Annotated in this window: 23 protein-coding genes; 16 read left to right on the top strand and 7 right to left on the bottom strand. The window is 60.5% G+C overall.

The window, feature by feature from the left end:
* Nucleotides 1–19 precede the first annotated feature (19 nt).
* Nucleotides 20–1,114, bottom strand: coding sequence for an iron-sulfur cluster carrier protein ApbC (apbC, locus tag ACZZZU_RS00360; protein WP_463549364.1), 1,095 nt, complete (start codon nucleotides 1,112–1,114; stop codon nucleotides 20–22).
* Nucleotides 1,115–1,318: 204 nt separating this feature from the next.
* Between apbC and metG the strand changes: the two genes are divergently transcribed.
* From metG to ACZZZU_RS00315, 9 genes are all read left to right on the top strand, one after another.
* Nucleotides 1,319–3,364 carry a methionine--tRNA ligase gene (gene metG, locus ACZZZU_RS00355; RefSeq protein WP_463549363.1) on the top strand — a complete coding sequence of 682 codons (2,046 nt, stop codon included), beginning with the start codon at nucleotides 1,319–1,321 and terminating at the stop codon, nucleotides 3,362–3,364.
* A gap of 61 nt (nucleotides 3,365–3,425) precedes the next feature.
* Nucleotides 3,426–4,226 (top strand): DUF4349 domain-containing protein, encoded by an 801-nt coding sequence (locus ACZZZU_RS00350; RefSeq protein WP_463549362.1) that lies wholly within the window; start codon nucleotides 3,426–3,428, stop codon nucleotides 4,224–4,226.
* A gap of 79 nt (nucleotides 4,227–4,305) precedes the next feature.
* Nucleotides 4,306–4,857 (top strand): Rnf-Nqr domain containing protein, encoded by a 552-nt coding sequence (locus tag ACZZZU_RS00345; protein ID WP_463549361.1) that lies wholly within the window; start codon nucleotides 4,306–4,308, stop codon nucleotides 4,855–4,857.
* Nucleotides 4,854–5,999 carry an electron transport complex subunit RsxB gene (gene rsxB / locus ACZZZU_RS00340; protein ID WP_463549360.1) on the top strand — a complete coding sequence of 382 codons (1,146 nt, stop codon included), beginning with the start codon at nucleotides 4,854–4,856 and terminating at the stop codon, nucleotides 5,997–5,999. The genes ACZZZU_RS00345 and rsxB overlap by 4 nt, the downstream gene beginning before the upstream one ends.
* Nucleotides 5,980–6,981: an RnfABCDGE type electron transport complex subunit D gene (locus ACZZZU_RS00335; RefSeq protein WP_463549359.1), complete on the top strand. Its 1,002-nt coding sequence runs from the start codon at nucleotides 5,980–5,982 to the stop codon at nucleotides 6,979–6,981. The genes rsxB and ACZZZU_RS00335 overlap by 20 nt, the downstream gene beginning before the upstream one ends.
* Nucleotides 6,974–7,573 carry an RnfABCDGE type electron transport complex subunit G gene (locus ACZZZU_RS00330; protein ID WP_463549358.1) on the top strand — a complete coding sequence of 200 codons (600 nt, stop codon included), beginning with the start codon at nucleotides 6,974–6,976 and terminating at the stop codon, nucleotides 7,571–7,573. Before ACZZZU_RS00335 ends, ACZZZU_RS00330 begins: the two co-directional genes overlap by 8 nt.
* Nucleotides 7,570–8,151: an Rnf-Nqr domain containing protein gene (locus tag ACZZZU_RS00325; protein WP_463549357.1), complete on the top strand. Its 582-nt coding sequence runs from the start codon at nucleotides 7,570–7,572 to the stop codon at nucleotides 8,149–8,151. Before ACZZZU_RS00330 ends, ACZZZU_RS00325 begins: the two co-directional genes overlap by 4 nt.
* Nucleotides 8,138–8,776, top strand: coding sequence for an endonuclease III (gene nth / locus ACZZZU_RS00320; RefSeq protein ID WP_122495235.1), 639 nt, complete (start codon nucleotides 8,138–8,140; stop codon nucleotides 8,774–8,776). The genes ACZZZU_RS00325 and nth overlap by 14 nt, the downstream gene beginning before the upstream one ends.
* A 105-nt stretch (nucleotides 8,777–8,881) precedes the next feature.
* A complete protein-coding gene (locus ACZZZU_RS00315; RefSeq protein WP_122495234.1) occupies nucleotides 8,882–9,064 on the top strand; it encodes a PA3496 family putative envelope integrity protein in 183 nt (60 codons plus the stop codon).
* A gap of 206 nt (nucleotides 9,065–9,270) precedes the next feature.
* Here the strand turns inward: ACZZZU_RS00315 and gloA are convergent, their stop codons facing one another.
* The 3 genes from gloA to ACZZZU_RS00300 all read right to left on the bottom strand — a co-directional run bounded on the left by gloA (nucleotide 9,271) and on the right by ACZZZU_RS00300 (nucleotide 12,015).
* Complete coding sequence (gene gloA / locus ACZZZU_RS00310; RefSeq protein WP_122450494.1) at nucleotides 9,271–9,663, bottom strand: lactoylglutathione lyase; 393 nt, start codon at nucleotides 9,661–9,663, stop codon at nucleotides 9,271–9,273.
* Nucleotides 9,664–9,749: 86 nt separating this feature from the next.
* A complete protein-coding gene (locus ACZZZU_RS00305) occupies nucleotides 9,750–10,967 on the bottom strand; it encodes an argininosuccinate synthase (protein ID WP_108097514.1) in 1,218 nt (405 codons plus the stop codon).
* Between the two features lie 136 nt (nucleotides 10,968–11,103).
* On the bottom strand, nucleotides 11,104–12,015 hold the full coding sequence (locus ACZZZU_RS00300; RefSeq protein ID WP_463549356.1) for a flagellar protein MotY: 912 nt from the start codon (nucleotides 12,013–12,015) through the stop codon (nucleotides 11,104–11,106).
* A gap of 148 nt (nucleotides 12,016–12,163) precedes the next feature.
* Between ACZZZU_RS00300 and pyrC the strand changes: the two genes are divergently transcribed.
* The 4 genes from pyrC to bfr all read left to right on the top strand — a co-directional run bounded on the left by pyrC (nucleotide 12,164) and on the right by bfr (nucleotide 14,954).
* Nucleotides 12,164–13,210 (top strand): dihydroorotase, encoded by a 1,047-nt coding sequence (pyrC, locus tag ACZZZU_RS00295; protein WP_463549355.1) that lies wholly within the window; start codon nucleotides 12,164–12,166, stop codon nucleotides 13,208–13,210.
* Nucleotides 13,207–13,878, top strand: coding sequence for a ribonuclease T (gene rnt / locus ACZZZU_RS00290; RefSeq protein ID WP_122450490.1), 672 nt, complete (start codon nucleotides 13,207–13,209; stop codon nucleotides 13,876–13,878). The genes pyrC and rnt overlap by 4 nt, the downstream gene beginning before the upstream one ends.
* Nucleotides 13,879–14,064: 186 nt before the next feature.
* On the top strand, nucleotides 14,065–14,283 hold the full coding sequence (locus ACZZZU_RS00285; RefSeq protein WP_122495230.1) for a bacterioferritin-associated ferredoxin: 219 nt from the start codon (nucleotides 14,065–14,067) through the stop codon (nucleotides 14,281–14,283).
* A 200-nt stretch (nucleotides 14,284–14,483) separates the two neighbouring features.
* Nucleotides 14,484–14,954 (top strand): bacterioferritin, encoded by a 471-nt coding sequence (gene bfr / locus ACZZZU_RS00280; protein ID WP_122495228.1) that lies wholly within the window; start codon nucleotides 14,484–14,486, stop codon nucleotides 14,952–14,954.
* Between the two features lie 57 nt (nucleotides 14,955–15,011).
* Here the strand turns inward: bfr and grxD are convergent, their stop codons facing one another.
* Both grxD and ACZZZU_RS00270 read right to left on the bottom strand, forming a co-directional pair.
* The gene (gene grxD / locus ACZZZU_RS00275; protein WP_122450487.1) at nucleotides 15,012–15,338 is read right to left on the bottom strand and encodes a Grx4 family monothiol glutaredoxin; all 327 of its coding nucleotides are present in this window, start codon (nucleotides 15,336–15,338) and stop codon (nucleotides 15,012–15,014) included.
* Between the two features lie 126 nt (nucleotides 15,339–15,464).
* On the bottom strand, nucleotides 15,465–17,573 hold the full coding sequence (locus tag ACZZZU_RS00270) for a molybdopterin oxidoreductase family protein (protein ID WP_463549354.1): 2,109 nt from the start codon (nucleotides 17,571–17,573) through the stop codon (nucleotides 15,465–15,467).
* 398 nt (nucleotides 17,574–17,971) lie between these two features.
* On the opposite strand from ACZZZU_RS00270, the gene ACZZZU_RS00265 reads away from it, so the two are divergent.
* From ACZZZU_RS00265 to ACZZZU_RS00255, 3 genes are all read left to right on the top strand, one after another.
* Nucleotides 17,972–18,184 (top strand): cold-shock protein, encoded by a 213-nt coding sequence (locus ACZZZU_RS00265; protein WP_108097521.1) that lies wholly within the window; start codon nucleotides 17,972–17,974, stop codon nucleotides 18,182–18,184.
* 279 nt (nucleotides 18,185–18,463) lie between these two features.
* Complete coding sequence (argF, locus tag ACZZZU_RS00260; RefSeq protein WP_463549353.1) at nucleotides 18,464–19,384, top strand: ornithine carbamoyltransferase; 921 nt, start codon at nucleotides 18,464–18,466, stop codon at nucleotides 19,382–19,384.
* Nucleotides 19,381–20,436, top strand: a complete 1,056-nt coding sequence (locus tag ACZZZU_RS00255; protein ID WP_463549352.1) for an ABC transporter ATP-binding protein — start codon at nucleotides 19,381–19,383, stop codon at nucleotides 20,434–20,436. Before argF ends, ACZZZU_RS00255 begins: the two co-directional genes overlap by 4 nt.
* Here ACZZZU_RS00255 and ACZZZU_RS00250 read toward each other — a convergent pair.
* Entirely contained in the window at nucleotides 20,433–21,500 is a 1,068-nt protein-coding gene (locus ACZZZU_RS00250; protein ID WP_463549351.1) for a GGDEF domain-containing protein, read from the bottom strand. The two genes, ACZZZU_RS00255 and ACZZZU_RS00250, sit on opposite strands and share 4 nt — an antisense overlap.
* Between the last annotated feature and the right edge of the window lie 68 nt (nucleotides 21,501–21,568).

The raw sequence follows: 21,568 nt of genomic DNA, 5'->3' as shown, positions 1-21,568 counted from the left end.
ACGCCAATGTGCAGGCCGATTAGTCGTCGGAAATCACAATATTCGGCATACCCGGCGCGCTCTGCCCGCTTTGCGCAATGCGCGCGCCAACGGCACGGGCGACTTCTTGATAGAGCATGGCGATCTGGCTTTCCGGGTCGGCGATGGCGGTGGGTTTGCCGCCATCCGATTGCATGCGAATCGCCATGGACAGCGGCATCGAGGCCAGCAGATCAACGTCGTATTCCGCCGCCAGCTTCTCGCCACCGCCCTCGCCGAACAGGTGCTCGGCATGGCCGCAGTTGGAGCAGATATGAACGGCCATATTCTCCACCACGCCCAGCACCGGAATGTTCACTTTGCGGAACATTTCCACGCCTTTACGGGCGTCCAGCAGGGCCAGGTCTTGCGGGGTGGTGACGATCACGGCGCCGGCTACGGGCACTTTCTGCGCCAGGGTCAGTTGGATGTCGCCGGTGCCGGGCGGCATGTCGACGACCAAATAATCCAAGTCGCCCCACGCGGTTTGCGTGACCAGTTGCAGCAACGCACCGGACACCATCGGCCCGCGCCAGACCATCGGCGTGTTGTCGTCGGTGAGGAAGGCCATGGACATCACTTCAACGCCGTGGGCCTTGATCGGCACAAACCACTTCTGCTCTTTCACCTGCGGGCGGGTGCCCTCAGGAATGCCAAACATGATGCCTTGGCTGGGGCCGTAGATATCGGCATCGAGAATGCCGACCTTGGCGCCTTCGCGCGCCAGGGCCAGGGCCAGGTTGGCGGCCGTGGTGGACTTGCCCACGCCGCCTTTGCCCGAGGCCACGGCGATCACGTTTTTCACATTGGCCAAACCGGGCACCTGAGCCTGGGCTTTGTGGGCGGCGATGTGGGTGTCGATTTGCACCGTAGCGCTGTCGATGCCGTCGACATTTTCCAGGGCCATTTGCAGCATTTGCGCCCACCCGTTTTTGAACAGGTCGGCGGCGTAACCCAGTTCCAGGCGCACTCGCACCTTGGCACCGTCGATGCTGACATCGCGCAGGCAGCCGGCGCTGACGGGGTCTTGATTGAGGTTGGGATCAGTAAACTGGCGCAGGGTCGCTTCGACCAGCTGGCGGGTAACGGTGCTCATGGGGCAACTCCGAAAGACTGAGCAAAACAGGCGGGCATCTTACTTCAAGCCAATAGTGTGTGGATTAAAAGCATCGCGGCTGAAGCCGCTCCTACACAACGGTGCGGTCTGTAGGAGCGGCTTGAGCCGCGCCACGGGTGAAAAAAAACCGCCACGCCTTTATAGTTGCCGACTTCCCTCGTAATGCCAGTGCAGCCGATTACCATGTCCGAGCCCCGCAAAATCCTCGTCACCAGCGCCCTGCCCTATGCCAACGGTTCCATTCACCTTGGCCATATGCTCGAGTACATCCAGACCGATATCTGGGTGCGCTTTCAGAAGCACCGCGGCAATCAATGCATTTATGTCTGCGCAGACGACGCTCACGGCTCGGCCATCATGTTGCGCGCCGAGAAAGAAGGCATCACCGCGCAGCAACTGATCGACAACGTCAAAGCCGAGCACAGCGCCGACTTCGCCGCCTTTCTGGTGAATTTCGACAACTTCCACTCCACCCACTCGGAAGAAAACCGCGCGCTGTCGACCTCGATTTACCTGGCCCTGCGCGACAAAGGCCACATCGCCACCCGTTCGGTCACCCAGTACTTCGACCCGGAAAAAGGCATGTTCCTGGCCGACCGCTTCATCAAGGGCACCTGCCCGAAGTGCGGCACCGAAGACCAGTACGGCGACAATTGCGAAAAATGCGGCGCCACCTACGCGCCCACCGAATTGAAAAACCCGCGCTCGGCCATTTCCGGCGCCGTGCCGGTGCTGAAAGACTCCAAGCACTTCTTCTTCAAGCTGCCTGAATTCCAGGCCATGCTGCAAAGCTGGACCCGCAGCGGCACCTTGCACGACGCGGTCGCCAACAAGCTCGCCGAGTGGCTGGATTCCGGCTTGCAAGAGTGGGATATCTCCCGCGATGCGCCCTATTTCGGCTTCGAAATTCCGGACGAGCCGGGCAAGTATTTCTACGTGTGGCTGGATGCGCCGATTGGCTACATGGCCAGCTTCAAGAACCTGTGCGACCGCACGCCAGAGCTGGATTTCGACGCCTTCTGGAACAAGGATTCGACGGCCGAGCTGTACCACTTCATCGGCAAAGACATCGTCAACTTCCACGCCCTGTTCTGGCCGGCCATGCTCGAAGGCGCGGGCTACCGCAAGCCGACGGGCATCAACGTGCACGGCTACCTGACCGTTAACGGCCAGAAAATGTCGAAATCGCGCGGCACCTTTATCAAGGCGCGTACCTACCTCGATCACCTGTCGCCGGAATACCTGCGCTACTACTACGCGGCCAAGCTCAGCCGTGGCGTGGACGATCTGGACCTGAACCTCGAAGACTTCGTGCAGAAGGTCAACTCCGACCTGGTCGGCAAAGTGGTGAACATCGCCAGCCGCTGCGCCGGCTTTATTCACAAAGGCAACGGCGGCGTGCTGGTCGACACCAACGCCGCGCCTGAACTGACCGACGCCTTCCTGGCCGCGACCCCAAGCATTGCCGAAGCCTATGAAGCGCGCGACTTTGCCCGCGCCATGCGCGAAACCATGGCCTTGGCCGACCGCGCCAACGCCTGGATCGCCGACAAAGCGCCGTGGGCACTGGCCAAACAGGAAGGCAAGCAAGACGAAGTGCAGGCCGTGTGTGCCCTGGGCATCAACCTGTTCCGCCAGTTGGTGATTCTGCTCAAGCCCGTGTTGCCAACCCTGGCGCGCGATGCCGAAGCGTTCCTCAACGTGCCGCCGCTGACCTGGGACGACCACAAGACGCTGCTGGCCAACCATCAGCTCAACGCGTTCCAGCCCCTGCTCACCCGCATCGACCCCAAAGCCGTGGAAGCCATGACCGACGCCTCGAAAGAAGACCTGGCCAGCAGCGAAACCGCTGCACCGGCTGCCGCTGGCAATGGCGAACTGAGCAAAGACCCGCTGGCGGCTGAAATCGCTTTCGACGCCTTCGCCGCCGTCGACCTGCGCATTGCCCTGATCGAAAAATGCGAGTTCGTTGAAGGCGCCGACAAGCTGCTGCGCCTGACGCTCGACATTGGCGATGCCAAGCGCAACGTGTTCTCCGGCATCAAAAGCGCCTACCCGGACCCAAGCAAACTGGAAGGTCGCCTGACCCTCTACGTGGCCAACCTGGCTGCACGCAAGATGAAGTTCGGCGTGTCGGAAGGCATGGTGCTGGCGGCCGGCCCTGGCGGCGAAGAAATTTACCTGCTTAGCCCAGACAGCGGCGCCAAGCCGGGTCAGCGCGTCAAGTAACGCCACCATCAGACGGGGCTGAGCGATCAGCCCCGTTTTTTATTTCTGCAAGGAAGCGACGATGAAACCTGTATGGATTGTTCCCCTTCTGATCCTGGCGCTGGCGGGCTGCGGCAAACAAGACGGCTACTCGAGCGTGAACGCCGTTTCCGGCAGCGCCGACGTTCAGGGCGAGAAAGCCAAAGCCGGGGCGTTCCTGGCGTACGAACACTACGTCACCCTCGAACTGGACAAAGCGGCCGTGCGCCAGCGCCTGGCCGATACGCGTGAAGCCTGCACCAGCGGCCGCTTTGGCCAATGCGACCTGCTTGGCATTGAACAAGGCGAGAGCAGCTACAACGCCGGGCAACTGCGCGTGCGCATCGTGCCCGACGGTGTTGAAAAGCTCGTCTCCCTCGCGGGCGAAGGCGGCAAGCTAGTCAGCCGCACCACCCATGCCGAAGACCTCGCCCAGGCCGTCTCCGACAACAACCAAGTGCGCGAGCGCCTGCAACGCCAATACAAAACCCTCGAACAATTCCAAGATCGCAAAGACCTCAGCGTCAGCGACATGCTCGCCCTCGCCCGCGAAATGGCCGAGGTGCAAGTTCAACTCGACGCCACCTCCCAGGAAGCCGCGCAGCAACAACGGCGCATCGACACCAACCTGCTGACCCTCTCCTTGCGCACCGAAACACAGCACGAAGGCCGCTTCAGCCGAATCGGCGAAGCCTTCGGCAACCTGCTCGACAACGCCACCGACGGCACAGCCAAAGCTCTGGAAGTGCTGGGCTACAGCATTCCTTTCCTGATCGTGCTGTTCCCGCTGGCGCTGCTGGTGCGCTGGTTGTGGCGCAAGGTGACGCGGCGCAAGACCGCCTGATCTACGCGTAGCTGTACCGAGCTGGCGCCATCCCCGATAATGGCGCCCCTCTCTGGCAACACAACGACACCCGCGCGCAATGACTGCTTTTTTCCTCGCCCTGCTTGGCGCCGCCTTGGTGAACAACCTGCTGGTGCTACTGCCTGCTGGCGCCGATGCCGTGGGCACGCCGCCGGTGCGCATGGCGCAGTTGGGGCGCGTGAGCGCAGTGCTGATTGCCCTCGCGACGCCGCTGGGTTGGCTGCTGTTTCACGGCGTGTTGCTGCCGCTTAAGCTCGATTACCTGCGGTTGTTTGTATACGCGCCAATGCTGGCCGCGCTCGCCTGGCTGGCGGTTTCCGTTTTCCGTAGGAGCGAGCTTGCTCGCGAAGCTTTGCCCTTATTTATCTCCAGCGCCGCCGCGCTCGCAAGCATCTTGCTGGCCGAACCTCACACCTTCGCGCTGGCCGTGGCGCAAGGCGTTGGCGGTGGACTGGGTTTCTGGTTGGCGTTGCAGGTGCTGGGCGATCTGCTTGGGCGCATTGATCACAACGCTGTGCCAGTGGCCTTTCGCGGCGGGCCGCTGTTGTTGATTGGCGCGGGTTTGATCGGCGTTGTGCTGCTCGGTCTGCAAGGGCTGGCGCCGCTATGAGCAGCCTGATCACCGCCATCGACGCCTTGTTGCCGCAAACACAGTGCGGCAAATGCGGGCACCCCGGCTGTAAGCCTTACGCCGAGGGCATCGCTCGGGGTGAAGCGATCAATAAGTGCCCGCCCGGCGGCGAGGCCACCATTCAAGCCTTGGCGCTGTTGTTGAAGGTGCCGGTGCTACCACCGGAACTGCCGCCCATTGCCCCGCAAGTGGCCTTTATTCGCGAGGCCGAATGCATCGGCTGCACCAAGTGCATTCAGGCATGCCCGGTGGATGCCATTGTCGGCGCGGCCAAGCTGATGCACACCGTGATCACGGACGAATGCACCGGCTGCGAACTGTGTGTAGCGCCCTGCCCGGTTGATTGCATCGACCTGCGAACGCTGCCCGAACCCGCCGCGCAGGAGCAGCGTCTGCGTGCTGACCATTTCCGCTGGCGCCATGAGAACCACCAGGCTCGCTTGCAACGGGAAGAAGCGCGTCGCCAACGCGACCGTGCAGCCCGCGCTGAGCGTCAGGCACAACCTCAAGCGATGGCGTTGGATCCGGTGCAAGCGGCCATCGAACGAGTGAAAACACAGAAATCCGCCAGCCTCGATGAGCGGGTCAAGCGCCTGAAAATCGAAGCGGCCATGGCGCAGGTGGCCTACAGCAAGGCGCAAAAACAGCTCGCCACCTATGGCACACCGGAGCTTGCGCAGCAGGTTGAGGAACTGGGCCAGGCTGCGGCGGCGGCGCAAGCAGCCCTGCAAGCGGCCAAACCTGCGGCCAGCGTAGACAGCCAGGTGGCGCTGAAGAAAGCCAAGGTCAATCTCGCCGTCGCTCGCGCGGCGCTGAAAACCGCCGAAGGCAGCGGCGCCGGCGCAAGCGAATTGCAGCCGTTGCAAGCGGCTCTGCTGGCGGCCGAAACGGCGTTGCACCAGGCCGAAGACGCCTGCAAAAAGCCGGCGCCAGACCTGCAGCGCATCGACAAGCGCCCTATCGACACCGGCTTGCGCGACCTGGAAACCGACCTGGTGATGGCCCGTGCCGAGGTCAGCAAGTTGCAGCGCCGTCAGCCTGTCGATGAGGCGGCGCTGGCCAAGGCGCAGCAGCGTCTGCACCAGGCGCAGGAAAAGCTTGATGCCTACCAGCCAGGCTAATCCGGCGTTCGACCCGCGCCCTGGCATGCAATGGGTGTTGCTCGCCTGCGTGCCCGGTGCGCTGGTGCTGTGCTGGCACTTCGGTTGGGGCACGTTGCTGCAATTGCTGCTCGGCATGGCCACGGCGCTGGCGTGTGAAGCGCTGACGCGACGTGTGCAAGGGGCGGCGCACTTTTCGCTCGGCGATGTCGCGTGGTTGGGTGATGGCAGCGCGCTGGTGACCGCCGCCTTGCTGGCGTTGGCGCTGCCACCGTACGCGCCGTGGTGGCTGAGCGTCAGTGCTGCGGCGTTTGCTCATCTTGTCGGCAAAGCGCTGTTCGGCGGCTTCGGTAAAAACCCGTTCAACCCGGCCATGCTCGGCTATGCCTTCGCCCTGCTGGCCTTTCCCGCGCAGATGACGCAATGGCCCGCGCCGGGCGATGCCCACGGTTTGCTTGCCGGGTTACAGCACATTTTTATCGGGCCAGTGGCGGTGGACGGCTGGAGCCAGGCCACGGTGCTCGACAGCCTCAAGCACAACGATCGGCTGACGGTGGACGAACTGTTGCAACGCAACCCAGCGTTCAGCCATTGGCAGGCAGGCTGGGTGAATGTGGCGTTTCTGCTTGGCGGCCTGTTGCTGATTCAGCGCAAGGTCATACGTTGGCACACCCCGGCGGGCGTGCTCGGGGCGTTGTTTGTGGCCAGCTTGCTGTGCTGGAACGGCTCCGGCTCGGACTCCAACGGCTCGCCGTTTTTTCATCTGTTCTCCGGCGCGACGATGCTGGGCGCATTTTTTATCGCCACCGAGCCGGTGTCCGGCCCTAGTAGCGACCGCGCCCGCCTGTGGTTCGGCATCGGCGTTGGGCTGTGGCTTTACGTAATCCGCACCTGGGGCAACTACGCTGACGGCATGGCCTTCGCCGTACTCGGTATGAACCTGTTGGTGCCGATGATCGGGCGGCGGGCAGCGAAACCCTTAGCGGAGGTGACGAATGACTAAGCGCAATGCGCTGGTTATCGGCGCGTTGTTGCTCGCGCTGATGACTGCCGTGGTGGGCGTTCAGCACCTGCTCGGCGACCAGATCGCCAGGGAACGGCAGGCCGCCAGCGAGCGCGCCTTGTTGGATTTACTGGCGCCCGGCAGTTACGACAATCACCCGACGGCGGCGCCGATTGCCTTGGCCGATAGCGAGCAACTGCGCCTGCCGGAGCCGGCGTTTGGCTACCTCGCCACCTTGAGCGGCATGCCCGTCGCGGTGCTGCTTCCAACGCGCGGCGAAGGTTACGAAGGCAGCATTGAGTTGCTGTTGGCGATCGCGCCGTCGGGGCAGTTATTGGCCGTCAAGGTGCTGAGCGAACGGGAAACGCCAGGGCTGGCAGACCTCAGCAACGCGGCGAGAAGCCCGTGGTTGCGCGGTTTTTTCGGTCGCAGCGCCGGCGATGCCGATTGGCGGATGAAAGCCGACGGCGGCCCATTCGACCAAATGGCGGGCGCCACCGTGACATCGCGGGCGGTCAGCCAGGCGGTACAACGAGGCCTGCGGTATTTCGATGCGCATAAAGCTCACCTGCTTCAAGCGGTGGCGCCATGAGGCCGCTTAATTGGCTGGCCCTGGCGCCGCTGCTGGGTGCCAGCGATTTGCTGGTTAAAAGCCTGGGGCTGAGCGTCGTGGCGCTGCCGCTGCTGATCACTCTGGGCGTGCTGGCCGGGCTGTTGCGCCGATTGGACGCCACGTTACAGCGCGCGGTTCTGCTACTGGCGGCGTGCGCCCTGCTGACCGTCGCGGACCTGCTTTTGCAAGCCACAGCGCTGGAGCTGCGCAATGCCTTGGGGATTTTTTTGCCACTGCTTCTGCTCGCCGTAGTGCAGGCGCCGGCAAACGCGTTACAAGGGCTGCGCCACGGTTTGCTGTTCAGCGGCGTCGCCCTGCTGCTCGGCGCGCTGCGGGAATTGCTCGGTCGAGGCACGCTGCTAAGCCATGCCGAGTGGCTGTTTGGCCCAACCGCTTCTGGCTGGTCTGTTTCCGGCTTTAGCGGATTGCCGCTTTTCGCCTTGGCACCCGGCGCGTTTATAGTGCTGGGCGCGCTGTGGGCGTTGTCCCGGTTAGTGTTTCCCTCTTCCCAAACCTCTTCTCTTACTGCCGACCCGACCACCGATGAACGCCGCTAAACGCTACGAAATTTTTCGCCGCTTGCACGAAGACAACCCCGAGCCGAAGACCGAACTGGCCTACACCACGCCGTTCGAGTTGCTGATTGCGGTGATTCTTTCGGCGCAGGCCACTGACGTTAGCGTCAACAAAGCCACGGCCAAGTTGTACCCAGTGGCCAATACCCCGGAGGCGATTTACGCGCTGGGCGTGGACGGGTTGAGCGAGTACATCAAGACCATTGGCCTGTACAACAGCAAAGCCAAGAACGTGATCGAAACGTGCCGGCGCCTTATCGAGCTACACGGCAGCCAGGTGCCGGAAGACCGCGAAGCGCTGGAAGCCTTGCCAGGCGTGGGCCGCAAGACCGCTAACGTGGTGCTCAACACCGCGTTCCGGCAACTGGCGATGGCCGTGGACACGCACATTTTTCGCGTCAGCAACCGCACCAACATCGCGCCGGGCAAAAACGTGGTGGAGGTGGAGAAGAAACTGCTGAAGTTTGTGCCCAAGGATTTTCTGATGGATGCGCACCATTGGCTGATTTTGCACGGCCGTTATGTGTGCCTCGCCCGCAGGCCACGGTGTGGTAGCTGTCGGATTGAAGACCTGTGCGAGTACAAAGCCAAAACCTCGGACGATTGACTTTTTAATGTTCCTACTATCGCTCGATTGAAAAAATCTTTTTTACCCGTCCCGAATTTGCCTATATAAGGTGCGCCAATGGCCCTGTAGCCGGAGTGGACGTCAATGAGCACTAGCAAAGAAGAACTGGAACTCGACGAAGACGTAGTAAGTGACGAAAGCGAGGAAGTGGTGGAAGCACCGGTTGAGGTGGCAAAAACCAACCTGACCAAGCGCCGCATCATCGACAACCTCTTGGAAGAGCGACGGTTGCACAAACAACTGGCCGAATACGATTTTGATTTCTGATCTGCCAATAAAAAGCCCGACATGATGTCGGGCTTTTTATTGGGCGCTACGCCCCTGTTTTGTAGGAGCGACTTCAGTCGCGATGGCCTTTACTCGGTCTGGCGTGAGAGCGCCTTTTCCAGGATCGCGACTGAAGTCGCTCCTACACAGATCAAAAGCATCGCGGCTGATCGGAATGCGGCCCAATCGCTCTAGAGGTCGCCTTGTCAGTCGCCGCGCGAGGGCGACAGCAGTTCAATTTTGTAGCCGTCGGGGTCTTCAACGAAGGCCAGAATGCTGGTGCCATGCTTCATTGGGCCTGGCTCGCGGGTGATTTTTCCGCCACGGGCGCGGATGTCTTCGCAGGCTTTGTAGACGTCGGCCACTTCCAGGGCGATATGACCGTAACCGGTGCCCAGCTCGTAGCTTTCGACGCCCCAGTTGTGGGTCAGCTCGATCACGCTGTTGTCCGCTTCGTTGCCGTAGCCCACGAATGCCAGGGTGAATTGGCCGTCGGGGTAGTCTTTGCGGCGCAGCAGGGTCATGCCCAGCACTTCGGTATAAAACGCGATGGATTTGTCCATATCGCCGACGCGCAGCATGGTGTGCAGCAGTCTCATCAGTCGTTCCTCATCGGTTGCCTGTGACAGGCTTATAAATGCAAACCCCGGCTCGTGGCCGGGGTTTGGTCAGCCGCAAAAGCTTATCAGAACAGCTTGCGACCCTTGTTGGCGGCGATGCGCATGCGCAAGGCGTTCAACTTGATAAACCCAGCCGCGTCGGCCTGGTTGTACGCGCCGCCGTCTTCTTCGAAGGTGGCGATGTTGGCGTCGAACAGCGAGCCTTCGGACTTACGACCAGTGACGATGACGTTGCCTTTGTACAGCTTCAGACGAACCACGCCGTTCACGTGGGCCTGCGATGCGTCGATCATCTGTTGCAGCATCAGACGCTCCGGGCTCCACCAGTAGCCGGTGTAGATCAGGCTGGCGTACTTGGGCATCAGCTCGTCTTTGAGGTGAGCGACTTCGCGGTCCAGGGTGATCGATTCAATGGCGCGGTGAGCACGCAGCATGATGGTGCCGCCGGGCGTCTCGTAGCAGCCACGGGATTTCATGCCGACGTAACGGTTTTCCACGATGTCGAGACGACCAATACCGTTTTCACCGCCGATTTTGTTCAGCGTGGCGAGCACGGTGGCCGGGGACATTTCCACGCCGTCGAGGGCGACGATGTCACCGTTGCGGTAGGTCAGTTCCAAGTAGGTCGGTTTGTCTGGAGCGTTCTCAGGGGAGACGGTCCATTTCCACATGTCTTCTTCGTGCTCGGTCCAGGTGTCTTCCAGCACGCCGCCCTCGTAGGAGATGTGCAGCAAGTTGGCATCCATGGAGTACGGCGATTTCTTCTTGCCGTGACGCTCGATCGGGATGGCGTGCTTTTCGGCGTAGTCCATCAGCTTCTCACGCGAGAGCAAATCCCACTCACGCCACGGAGCGATCACTTTTACGCCAGGCTTCAACGCATAAGCGCCGAGCTCGAAGCGAACCTGGTCGTTGCCTTTGCCGGTGGCGCCGTGGGAAATGGCGTCAGCGCCGGTTTCGTTGGCGATTTCGATCAGACGTTTGGCGATCAGCGGACGGGCGATGGACGTACCCAGCAGGTACTCGCCTTCGTACACGGTGTTGGCGCGGAACATGGGGAAAACGAAGTCGCGAACGAACTCTTCGCGCAGGTCGTCGATGAAGATTTCCTTGACGCCCATGGCCTGTGCCTTGGCACGGGCTGGCTCAACTTCTTCGCCTTGACCGAGATCGGCGGTGAATGTCACCACTTCACATTGATAGGTGTCTTGCAGCCACTTGAGAATCACCGAAGTGTCCAGGCCACCGGAATACGCCAGGACAACCTTCTTTACGTCCGCCATGCCATCACTCCACGGGGTTCTACGGAAAACCCGCGATTCTACTGGCCGCGCCGCACAATTTACAGAGGCGCGACAGCTAATGACGATCAAGCGACGGATTCTTTCGTCTAAACGACGGGAAGCGCACAACCTGCAATCAGGACGTGGCAGCAGGTTTTATCGGCGCGGTCGCGGGAGTGGTGGGCGCTGGCGGCATGGGTTCGCGGGACAAATGCACGGTTACCCGGCGATTTTTCGCACGGTTGGCGGCATTAGTGTTGGGAACCAGCGGATAACGCTCACCGTGGAAGCGAACGACAAACTGGCTTTCAGGGATGCCATTGGCCTTGAAATATTCCTGCACGGCTAACGCGCGACGGCGGGACATATCCAGGTTGGTGAGGCGGTTGCCGCCGTTGTCGGAATGGCCGTCCAGCTCGATATGGTTAACGCTCGGATCAGCCTTGAGGTACTGCAGGATGATTTCCAGCTTGGCGCGAGAAAGTTCATCCAGGTCGGCGCCGCCACCCGGAAAGGCCACTTGCACTTGTTTGATCTGGTCGAAATTGACGGGCAGCAGCTTGGTCGTGCAATCCAGGTAATCGTGGTAGGCCTTGTTGAACTTGACCGGCAGCAGGCGAACTTCAACGCCCTCGCCGCCGTCCGGCATGCGGTGGCGCACTACGGGACTGCGACCTTCCAGTAACCCGGTGAGCATGCGCGCGCCTTGCTGCTGGCTGCTGTTAAAAGGCATGGCGCCGTTGTCGACCGTGACCCGACCCAGATTGATGTCGCCTCGCCCTGGTTGCCACGGTGCTGCGGCAGCAACCAGGGTGGCCGAACCTGCACCCAGCCAGCGTTCGCGGGCTTGCAGGCGGAAAGTGACCTGTTCACCGGCACGGCGGACGAATTGGCCTTGGCCGAAATCGGTGATGTCCTGCGACAAGCGGCACTCGAATTGATCGCCGTCGACCTTCCATTCGACCTTTTCCAGGCGCGTTTGAAACGTGATCGCCATGGCCGGCAGACTGGCGAATAAGCTGAACAAGGCGAGATAGCGCTGGCGCACGGTAGGCTCCATGAAGAATTACGGCGTTCTGAGTGGGGTATCGGTTGGCGTTGGGAAAACTTGATAGCGGGTGCCGCTACCAGGCTTTTCCGGTAGCATTCGCAGCAGTTTTCACCGCACAAATTTCGCTGATCTGGTATCGCCCCCCATGACTGACCGCCTCACCCTGCTGCGTCCGGACGACTGGCATATTCACCTGCGCGACGGCGCGGTGCTGCCTCATACGGTCGCCGACGTCGCGCGCACCTTCGGTCGCGCCATCATCATGCCGAACCTGGTGCCGCCGGTGCGCAACGCCGCCGAAGCCGATGGCTATCGCCAGCGCATTCTTGCCGCCCGCCCGGCCGGCAGCCATTTTGAACCGCTGATGGTGCTGTACCTCACCGACCTCACCAGCCCGGACGATGTTCGCAGCGCCAAGGCATCCGGTTTCGTACACGCCGCCAAGCTGTATCCAGCCGGCGCCACGACCAATTCCGATTCCGGCGTGACCAGCGTCGACAAGATTTTTCACGTGCTCGAAGCCATGGCTGAAGTGGGCTTGCCACTGCTGGTACACGGCGAAGTGACGCGCGGCGAAATCGACGTATTCGATCGCGAAAAGGTGTTTATCGATGAGCACCTGACCCGCGTAGTGGAGCGTTTTCCGACGCTCAAAGTGGTGTTCGAACACATCACCACTGGCGATGCGGTGCAGTTCGTCAACAGCGCCCCAGCCAATGTCGGCGCAACGATCACGGCTCACCACCTGCTGTACAACCGCAACCATATGCTGGTTGGCGGCATTCGCCCGCACTTCTATTGCCTGCCAATTCTCAAGCGCAACGTGCACCAGGAAGCCCTGCTGGACGCCGCCACTAGCGGCAGCGCCAAGTTCTTCCTCGGCACCGACTCGGCGCCCCACGCTCAGCACGCCAAAGAAGCCGCTTGCGGTTGCGCCGGCTGCTACACGGCCTACGCGGCGATTGAGCTGTACGCCGAAGCATTCGAGCAACGTAACGCGCTGGACAAGCTGGAAGGCTTTGCCAGCCAGCACGGCCCGGACTTCTACGGCCTGCCGCGCAATACCGATACCATTACCCTGGTCCGTGAAGAATGGACCGCCCCGACCATCTTGCCGCTTGGCGAGCACAGTGTCGTCCCGCTGCGCGCCGGTGAAAAACTGCGCTGGCGCTTGCTGGAGCAAACCGCGTGAGTGAAGACAACTACGACGACGAACCGGAAGGCGGCAGCAGCAATTCGCGCCACCCAATGGCCGCGCGCTTTCGCGGCTATTTGCCGGTGGTGGTCGATGTGGAGACTGGCGGTTTCAACTCTGCCACCGACGCCCTGCTGGAAATTGCAGCCGTCACCGTGGGCATGGACGAAAAGGGTTTTCTGTTTCCGGAGCACACCTACTTCTTCCGTATCGAGCCGTTTGAAGGCGCCAATATCGAAGCGGCTGCGCTGGAGTTCACCGGCATCAAGCTCGATCACCCACTGCGCATGGCGGTTAGCGAAGAATCGGCATTGACCGATATTTTCCGTGGCATCCGCAAAGCGCTGAAAGCCAACGGCTGCAAACGCGCCATTCTGGTGGGCCACAACAGCAGTTTTGACTTGGGCTTTCTCAATGCGGCCGTCGCGCGTAATGACCTGAAGCGCAATCCATTTCACCCGTTCTCAAGCTTCGACACCGCCACCCTCGCCGGCCTTGCTTACGGGCAGACCGTGCTGGCTCGGGCGTGTCAGGCGGCTGGCATGGATTTCGACGGTCGCGAGGCGCACTCCGCGCGTTACGACACCGAGAAAACCGCCGAGCTGTTCTGCGGCATCGTGAACCGTTGGAAGGAAATGGGCGGCTGGCAGGATTTCGACGACTGATCGCTGCCCTGCTCCGCTTAAAAAAACCCGGCCTCTGCGCCGGGTTTTTTCATGCGTGGAAATAATGCGTGGGACCGTTCATCGCCCCGAGGGAATATCAATGAGAAACGCTCGGTCTAGTTTTGACAAGCATTCTCATTAACATTAATATCCTCCGCATCAAGTCACTTTGAGTCCGGGCCTTATATGTACGTATGCCTCTGCATGGGTGTCACCGACGGTCAGATCCGCGATGCAATCTACGAAGGTTGCTGCAGCTACCGCGACGTTCGTGAGTCGCTGGAAGTCGCCAGCCAGTGCGGCAAATGCGCGACGCTGGCCAAGAAAGTGGTACGCGAAGCGCTGACTGAAGTGCAAAGCAGCCAAGCCGCGCTCGGTTATCCAGCACAATTTTCTGCGGCGTAAAGTAGTCAATTTCCCAAAACCGGACCGAGTGTCCGGTTTTTTTATGCCTGAAATTCAACTAGTTAGCGCCAAGACGCGGAATCTAAACATTCTTATTCGGGTTTATTTTCCGTTTAAATTCAATTACTTACATTTGACACCTTAAACATGCAGGGGCAGACTCTCACGCTATCACCCCCTTTGCACGGCAGGCCGCAGACATGAAAGGCGACAAGAAAGTCATCCAGCACCTCAACAAAATCCTCGGCAACGAGCTGGTCGCCATCAACCAATACTTCCTGCATGCGCGCATGTACGAAGACTGGGGCCTGAAGAAACTGGGCGAGCACGAGTACCACGAGTCCATCGACGAGATGAAACACGCGGACAAGCTGATCAAGCGCATCTTGTTCCTGGAAGGCCTGCCGAACCTGCAAGACCTCGGCAAGATTCTGATCGGCGAGAACACCAAAGAGATGCTCGAGTGCGATCTGAAGATCGAACACAAAGCGCACATCGACCTTAAGGAAGCCATCGCTTACTGCGAGAGCATTGGCGACTACGCCAGTCGCGAACTGCTCGAAGACATCCTCTGCTCCGAGGAAGAACACATCGACTGGCTGGAAACCCAACTCAGCCTGATCGACAAAGTCGGCCTGCAGAACTACCTGCAGTCGCAGATGGACGAGTAAATCGTCAGGCAATAAAAAGCCCCGCTTCGGCGGGGCTTTTTATTGCGCGTCAGCTAATCAAGCGTCGGCTTTGGCAGCGGCGGCTTTAACCATAGTTTGCAGCTCACCGTTTTCGAACATCTCAACCATGATGTCGCTACCACCAACCAACTCACCACCGACCCACAGTTGCGGGAAGGTTGGCCAGTTAGCGTATTTCGGCAGGTTGGCGCGGATTTCAGGGTTTTGCAGGATGTCGACGTAGGCGAATTTTTCGCCGCATGCCATGACAACCTGAGCGGCTTTCGACGAGAAGCCACATTGCGGGGCGTTCGGCGAGCCTTTCATGTACAGCAGGATGGCGTTGTTCGCGATCTGCTCTTTGATAGTTTCGATGATATCCATGGGTACCTCAGCACTAAGGCCTATCTGACTGTCAAACTCGCCGACTCACGGGCCGACACGGTGACGCGCATTGTATCGGAAAGCCGCGCACTTGGCTCGACCCTCCTATCGTCGTAGTGAGAGTGCCTACGCCGCTGCCACCACAACCGGCACGCCATTGAGCGCCGCATTGCCGGACAGCACGTCGAGGTGGCGTTCATCCGTCAGGTCGTTGGCGCTGGCACCTGGTTGTGCGCTGGCAATCGCCATTTGCACGCCCGGCCGGCCGTGGCCCCAGCCGTGCGGCAAGCTCACTACGCCAGGCATCATGTCATCGCTGCCGGCGACTTCTACTTCAATCATGCCTACACGCGAACGCACACTGACGCGCTGTCCGTCAGTAAGCGCGCGACTAGCCATGTCGGCCGGATTCATCAGCAGTTGATGACGTGGTTTGCCCTTCACCAGCCGGTGATAGTTGTGCATCCAGGAGTTGTTGCTGCGCACATGGCGGCGGCCAATCAGCACCAGCTCACCGGGTTGCGGTACCGGCTGCGCCGCGAAACGGGCGATGTCATCGAGCAAAATCTGCGGCGCTGCCAGCACGGTTTTGCTTGGGGTTTTCAAACGCGCCAACAGATTCGGTTTCAAAGCGCCCAGATCGATGCCATGGGGGTGTTCGCGCAACATGGCGACCGACAACTTGTGCTCGGAGCTGTCGCCATACCGGCCCATGCGCAGGCCCATGTCGATCATCTTCGCCGGCTCCATAGTTGGCTTGAGCGTTGCCTCGGTTTTGCTGGCAAAGGCTTTGGCGAGCCCGACGAAAATTTCCCAGTCATGCAGCGCGCCTAGCGGTTTGGCCAGTACCGGCTCGTTAAAGCGAGTGACGTTGCGCACGGCGAATACGTTGAAGGTGGTGTCGTAATGATCGTGCTCAAGCGGCGCGGTCGGCGGCAGAATCAGGTCGGCGTAGCGGGTGGTTTCGTTGATATAGAAGTCGATGCACAGCATGAACTCCAGGCCATCCAACGCCTGCTCCAATTGGCGGCCGTTGGGCGTCGACAGCACGGGGTTGCCCGCAACAGTGATTAACGCGCGAATCTGCCCTTCTCCCGGCGTCAGCATCTCTTCGGCCAGTGCCGAAACCGGCAATTCACCACCGTACTCCGGCAGGCCAGACACCCTGCTCTGCCAGCGATTGAAATGACCGCCCGACGTGCTTGCCACCAAATCCACCGCCGGCTCGGTGCACAGCACGCCGCCGACCCGGTCGAGGTTGCCAGTCACCAGATTGATCAGTTGCACCAACCACTGACAGAGCGTGCCAAACACCTGGGTGGAAACGCCCATACGGCCGTAGCACACAGCCGAATCGGCGGCGGCAAAATCTCGCGCCAACTGGCGAATCGTCTCAGGCGGCACGCCGCAGCGCGCACTCATAGCCTCCGCGGTGAAGGCCGCCACGGCGCTGCGCACCTCGTCCAGCCCTTCGACTGGCAGATGGCTGATGCGGGTCAGGCCTTCTTCAAACAGGGTATTGAGCACGCCGAACAGCAGCGCTGCATCCTGACCCGGACGGACGAAAATATGTTGGTCGGCAATAGCCGCCGTTTCGCTGCGGCGCGGATCGACCACCACCACCTTGCCGCCGCGCGCCTTGATGGCTTTCAGGCGTTTTTCCACATTCGGCACGGTCATGATGCTGCCGTTGGACGCCAGCGGATTGCCGCCCAGGATCAGCATAAAGTCGGTGTGATCGATATCGGGGATCGGAATCAGCAAACCGTGGCCGTACATCAAGTGGCTGGTGAGGTGATGAGGCAATTGATCCACCGACGTTGCCGAATAACGGTTGCGCGTTTTCAGTTGGCCTAGAAAGTAATTGCTGTGGGTCATCAGCCCGTAGTTGTGCACGCTCGGATTGCCCTGATAGACCGCAACGGCGTTCTGCCCATGGCGGGTCTGAATGTCGGCCAAGCGGCTGGCGACCAGTTCGAAGGCTTCGTCCCACTCAATGGCGTGCCATTCGCTGCCGACGCGGCGCATTGGTTGGCGCAGGCGGTCGGGGTCGTGCTGGATATCTTGCAGCGCAACGGCTTTGGGGCAGATGTGGCCTTGGCTGAAGCTGTCCAGGGCATCGCCTTTAATAGAAAGGATCTGCTGGGTGCCGTCGGGCTGGGTTTCGGTCTCAATGCTCAGCCCACAAATGGCTTCGCATAAATGGCACGCACGGTGATGGAGGGTCTTGGTCACGGCCTAGCCTCTTTTTTATTTGGCACGACGCATCCGGTCGTTAAGTGCTGACTATGGAGGGCATCAAGCTGCTGCACCATAGGCTTAAGCCCCATGAATTGGGGCTCATCAGGAGAATCCATACCGTTCTTCAGACGGGCCTTACAGCGTTTTTAACTGCCAACGGAGCCGCGTTTCGGCAGATATATGCCATTTATATCGATTACAGAGGCTTCGCTAGTCGCATTACTCCAACAAAGTGCGTATCTTTAGGCCACTGTGCTGCATGTGTACCGCGAATCGCAACTTGGTGTTTAGATCTCGATCCAACCATCTACACGTATTCCGATAACTCTTTGCACTCAGTACTGGCAGGGCCTGTAGCCCGCCGCAATCCACTCTGTTCAAGGATCTACACCATGGCTAATCGCGAAACTGGTACCGTTAAATGGTTCAACGATGAAAAAGGCTTCGGCTTCATCACTCCAAGCAACGGCGGCGCTGACCTGTTCGTGCACTTCAAAGCTATCCAATCCGATGGCTTCAAAAGCTTGAAAGAAGGTCAGACCGTATCTTTCGTGGCCGCTAAAGGCCAGAAAGGCATGCAAGCTGAAGAAGTACAGGTAGTCTAAGACTCCCCGCGCTTCAAAAAAAACCCCGCTTCGGCGGGGTTTTTTTATGCCTGGAAAACAGGCCAGGCCTAGGCGCATAAAGGACCGAGACATCTCGTATAAACGCAACGCGTGCCAAAGATGACACGGCGCGACATTTCCTTATAAGATCCCGCCTCCCCATTTCGTCGCACCGTGCGGCCCACAGCCGCTGGTAGAGCCCTTTTTTCTTTGAAAACCTTTTCCCGAAAAGGCCCGGCTTGTTCACCAGCGCAATCGTTGTACAAAAGGTAGTGAATGATGAGCGCAAGACACTTTCTCTCGCTAATGGACTGCACGCCCGATGAGTTGCTGGGCCTGATCCGTCGTGGCATCGAGCTGAAGAGCCTGCGCAATCGAGGCATCCTTTTTGAGCCGCTAAAAAATCGCGTGCTCGGCATGATTTTCGAAAAAGCCTCCACTCGCACCCGCCTCTCTTTTGAAGCCGGCATGATCCAGCTCGGCGGCCAGGCTATTTTCCTCTCGCCTCGTGATACCCAGCTCGGCCGCGGCGAGCCGGTTAGCGATGCCGCCATCGTTATGTCGCGCATGCTTGATGCCGTGATGATCCGCACCTTCGCCCACAGCACCCTGACCGAATTCGCCGCCCACTCGCGCGTGCCGGTGATCAATGGCCTGTCGGACGACCTGCACCCCTGCCAGTTGCTGGCCGATATGCAGACCTACCAGGAGCTGCGCGGCCCGATTCAGGGCAAAACCGTGGCCTGGGTCGGCGACGGCAACAACATGTGCAACAGCTACATCGAAGCCGCTCAGCAGTTCGATTTCCAGTTGCGCGTGGCCTGCCCTGAAGGCTATGAGCCCAACGCCAGCTTCCTCGCCGCCGCCGGCAATCGCGTGACCATCGTGCGCGACCCGCGCGAAGCCGTGGCCGGCGCTCATCTGGTGAGCACCGACGTCTGGACCTCCATGGGCCAGGAAGAAGAAGCCGCCGAACGCCTCGCGCTGTTTACTCCCTATCAAGTCACCCGCGCCCTGCTCGACCTAGCCGCCAGCGACGTGCTGTTCCTGCACTGCCTGCCCGCTCACCGTGGCGAGGAAATCAGCGAAGACTTGCTCGACGATCCGCGCTCCGGTGCGTGGGACCAAGCTGAAAATCGCCTTCACGCGCAGAAGGCGCTGCTGGAAATGCTGGTCGAGCCCGGCTACCGCCCGGCATGAGTGCGGCGCCACTGCTGACGCTGCGAAACCTCAGCTGCGGCTACCGCGACCACCTCGTGGTGCAGCAGTTGGACCTCACGCTGCACGAAGGTGAAATCGGCTGCTTGCTCGGGCCCTCGGGCTGCGGCAAAACCACTACGCTGCGTGCCATCGCCGGGTTTGAGCCGGTGCTCAGTGGCGACATCCAGCTCGCCGACACCCTGCTCTCGCGCCCCGGCTTCACCTTGGCGCCCGAGAAGCGCCGCATCGGCATGGTGTTCCAGGACTACGCGCTGTTCCCGCATTTAACCGTTGCCGACAACGTGGCCTTTGGCATTCGCCAGCAGGCCAATTGCGCTCAGGTCACAGCAGAATTGCTCGAGCTGGTGAAGCTCTCGACGTTGGCCAAACGCTTTCCCCATGAATTGTCGGGCGGTCAGCAGCAGCGCGTGGCGTTGGCTCGCGCGCTGGCGCCGGAACCGCAGTTGCTACTGCTTGATGAGCCGTTTTCCAACCTCGATAACGAACTGCGCCGCCGCTTGAGCCAAGAAGTGCGCGAGATCCTCAAAGCGCGCGGCACCAGCGCCATTCTGGTCACGCACGACCAGGAAGAAGCGTTCGCCGTCAGCGATCAGGTTGGCGTATTCAAAGAAGGCCATCTGGAGCAATGGGACACGCCGTACAACCTCTACCACCGCCCGCAAACGCCCTTCGTGGCGAGCTTTATCGGCGAGGGTTATTTCATTCGCGGCGAGCTGCTCAGCCGCGAGTCGGTGCAAACCGAACTGGGCGTGGTCAGTTGCCAGGCCCGCGACTGGCCCAGCGGCAGCCCGGTGGACGTGTTGCTGCGCCCCGATGACCTCACTTTCACTGAGCAGGGCGAACAACAGGCGCAAGTGCTGAGCAGCAGCTTTCAGGGCGCCAGCACGTTGTACCGCTTGCGCCTGGCCACGGGCGCGCATGTGGACGCGTTGTTTCCCAGCCATGTGCAGCTCCAACCCGGTGAGTACGTTGGCGTGCGGATCGCGGCGCAACAGGTGGTCACCTTCGCCGCGCCCGGCAGTCAGCTCTAAAGCACAACCACCCGATCGCGGCCGCTGTCCTTGGCCTGATACAACGCGCTGTCACTGCGCTGCAAGGTGGTTTGCCACGGTTCGGGGCTCACATAGCGGCTGATGCCCACCGACAACGTCAGCCGCAGTTGCGCGAAGCCTTCCCACTGCGTAGTTTTCAGCGCCTGGCGCAAGCGCTCCATGGCGTAGGCAGCGCCGGCTTCGTTGGTGTTCGAGAGCACCAGCAAGAACTCCTCGCCGCCCATCCTCGCGACAAAATCCACGTCTCGCACCATGCGTTGCAGAATCTTCGCCAACTGGCACAACACCGCGTCGCCACCGGGATGACCGTAGGCGTCGTTAACGTGTTTGAAGAAGTCCAGGTCGAGCATGCACACCACAAAATCGTAGGTGCCGCGATCAGCCAGGGCTTTTTGTTGATCGAGGATGTCATTGGCGAAGCGGCGGTTGTACAAGCCGGTGAGCTCGTCGGTAATGGCCAATTGCTGGATGCGCTCGAGCGCCACCTGCAGGTCGCGGTTGCGCTCCTGCAGAATATTGCGCAGCCGGCTCATCTCCAGACCGAGCATCGACACACCACCGGTGAGCACGAAAAACGCCAACGCGCGAATTGCCTCCACGTGCCAGTCGAAACGCACGCCGCGATACAGCAGCGCGGTCATCAGCACCGCGTAACAGCCGACGGTGAACACGCCAATGCGCACGAAGCCGCCCAACGTCAGCCGGAAGGCGCCGAACATCAGCACCACCAACACCATCATCAAGAACAGCGAACGCAGGCTGTCGGCGTAGTAGACGCTGACGAAAATCACGCCAATCGCCCAGCTCATCTGCGGCACCGTCAGGCTGGGGTCACGAAAACGCAGATTGAAACTGAACCAGGTCAGGGCCAGGAAGCCGGCGGTACTGGCGACCACGGCGATGGTCAGCAGCAGCATGCCGGCAAGGGTCAGCTGCATAAAACCGCCGGCAAATGCCAACCAGCACAGCAACAGATAGCCCAGCGAAGCGCTGCTGGCTAAGAGGATTCGACGCACACGCAGCAGCTGGTGGCGAGACGGCATTGGCAATCCTTTTCCATAAGGAACGTTAGGCCAGTATAACCAGCCCCCCGCGCCTCGCCCGGCTGCTC

The organism is Pseudomonas sp. AC136 (assembly GCF_979258585.1).
The sequence above is the reverse complement of the archived record's forward strand: the minus strand, read 5'-3'. Positions and strand labels throughout refer to the sequence as shown.

Coding starts and splice junctions, on each gene's coding strand:
- ACZZZU_RS00335 (WP_463549359.1), top strand. CDS start 5,980: ATGCCTACCAGCCAGGCTAATCCGGCGTTCGACCCGCGCCCTGGCATG.
- ACZZZU_RS00330 (WP_463549358.1), top strand. CDS start 6,974: ATGACTAAGCGCAATGCGCTGGTTATCGGCGCGTTGTTGCTCGCGCTG.
- ACZZZU_RS00315 (WP_122495234.1), top strand. CDS start 8,882: ATGAGCACTAGCAAAGAAGAACTGGAACTCGACGAAGACGTAGTAAGT.
- ACZZZU_RS00285 (WP_122495230.1), top strand. CDS start 14,065: ATGTACGTATGCCTCTGCATGGGTGTCACCGACGGTCAGATCCGCGAT.
- ACZZZU_RS00265 (WP_108097521.1), top strand. CDS start 17,972: ATGGCTAATCGCGAAACTGGTACCGTTAAATGGTTCAACGATGAAAAA.
- apbC (WP_463549364.1), bottom strand. CDS start 1,114: ATGAGCACCGTTACCCGCCAGCTGGTCGAAGCGACCCTGCGCCAGTTT.
- pyrC (WP_463549355.1), top strand. CDS start 12,164: ATGACTGACCGCCTCACCCTGCTGCGTCCGGACGACTGGCATATTCAC.
- ACZZZU_RS00255 (WP_463549352.1), top strand. CDS start 19,381: ATGAGTGCGGCGCCACTGCTGACGCTGCGAAACCTCAGCTGCGGCTAC.
- nth (WP_122495235.1), top strand. CDS start 8,138: ATGAACGCCGCTAAACGCTACGAAATTTTTCGCCGCTTGCACGAAGAC.
- metG (WP_463549363.1), top strand. CDS start 1,319: ATGTCCGAGCCCCGCAAAATCCTCGTCACCAGCGCCCTGCCCTATGCC.
- gloA (WP_122450494.1), bottom strand. CDS start 9,663: ATGAGACTGCTGCACACCATGCTGCGCGTCGGCGATATGGACAAATCC.
- grxD (WP_122450487.1), bottom strand. CDS start 15,338: ATGGATATCATCGAAACTATCAAAGAGCAGATCGCGAACAACGCCATC.
- ACZZZU_RS00250 (WP_463549351.1), bottom strand. CDS start 21,500: ATGCCGTCTCGCCACCAGCTGCTGCGTGTGCGTCGAATCCTCTTAGCC.
- argF (WP_463549353.1), top strand. CDS start 18,464: ATGAGCGCAAGACACTTTCTCTCGCTAATGGACTGCACGCCCGATGAG.
- rsxB (WP_463549360.1), top strand. CDS start 4,854: ATGAGCAGCCTGATCACCGCCATCGACGCCTTGTTGCCGCAAACACAG.
- ACZZZU_RS00305 (WP_108097514.1), bottom strand. CDS start 10,967: ATGGCGGACGTAAAGAAGGTTGTCCTGGCGTATTCCGGTGGCCTGGAC.
- ACZZZU_RS00325 (WP_463549357.1), top strand. CDS start 7,570: ATGAGGCCGCTTAATTGGCTGGCCCTGGCGCCGCTGCTGGGTGCCAGC.
- ACZZZU_RS00350 (WP_463549362.1), top strand. CDS start 3,426: ATGAAACCTGTATGGATTGTTCCCCTTCTGATCCTGGCGCTGGCGGGC.
- ACZZZU_RS00345 (WP_463549361.1), top strand. CDS start 4,306: ATGACTGCTTTTTTCCTCGCCCTGCTTGGCGCCGCCTTGGTGAACAAC.
- bfr (WP_122495228.1), top strand. CDS start 14,484: ATGAAAGGCGACAAGAAAGTCATCCAGCACCTCAACAAAATCCTCGGC.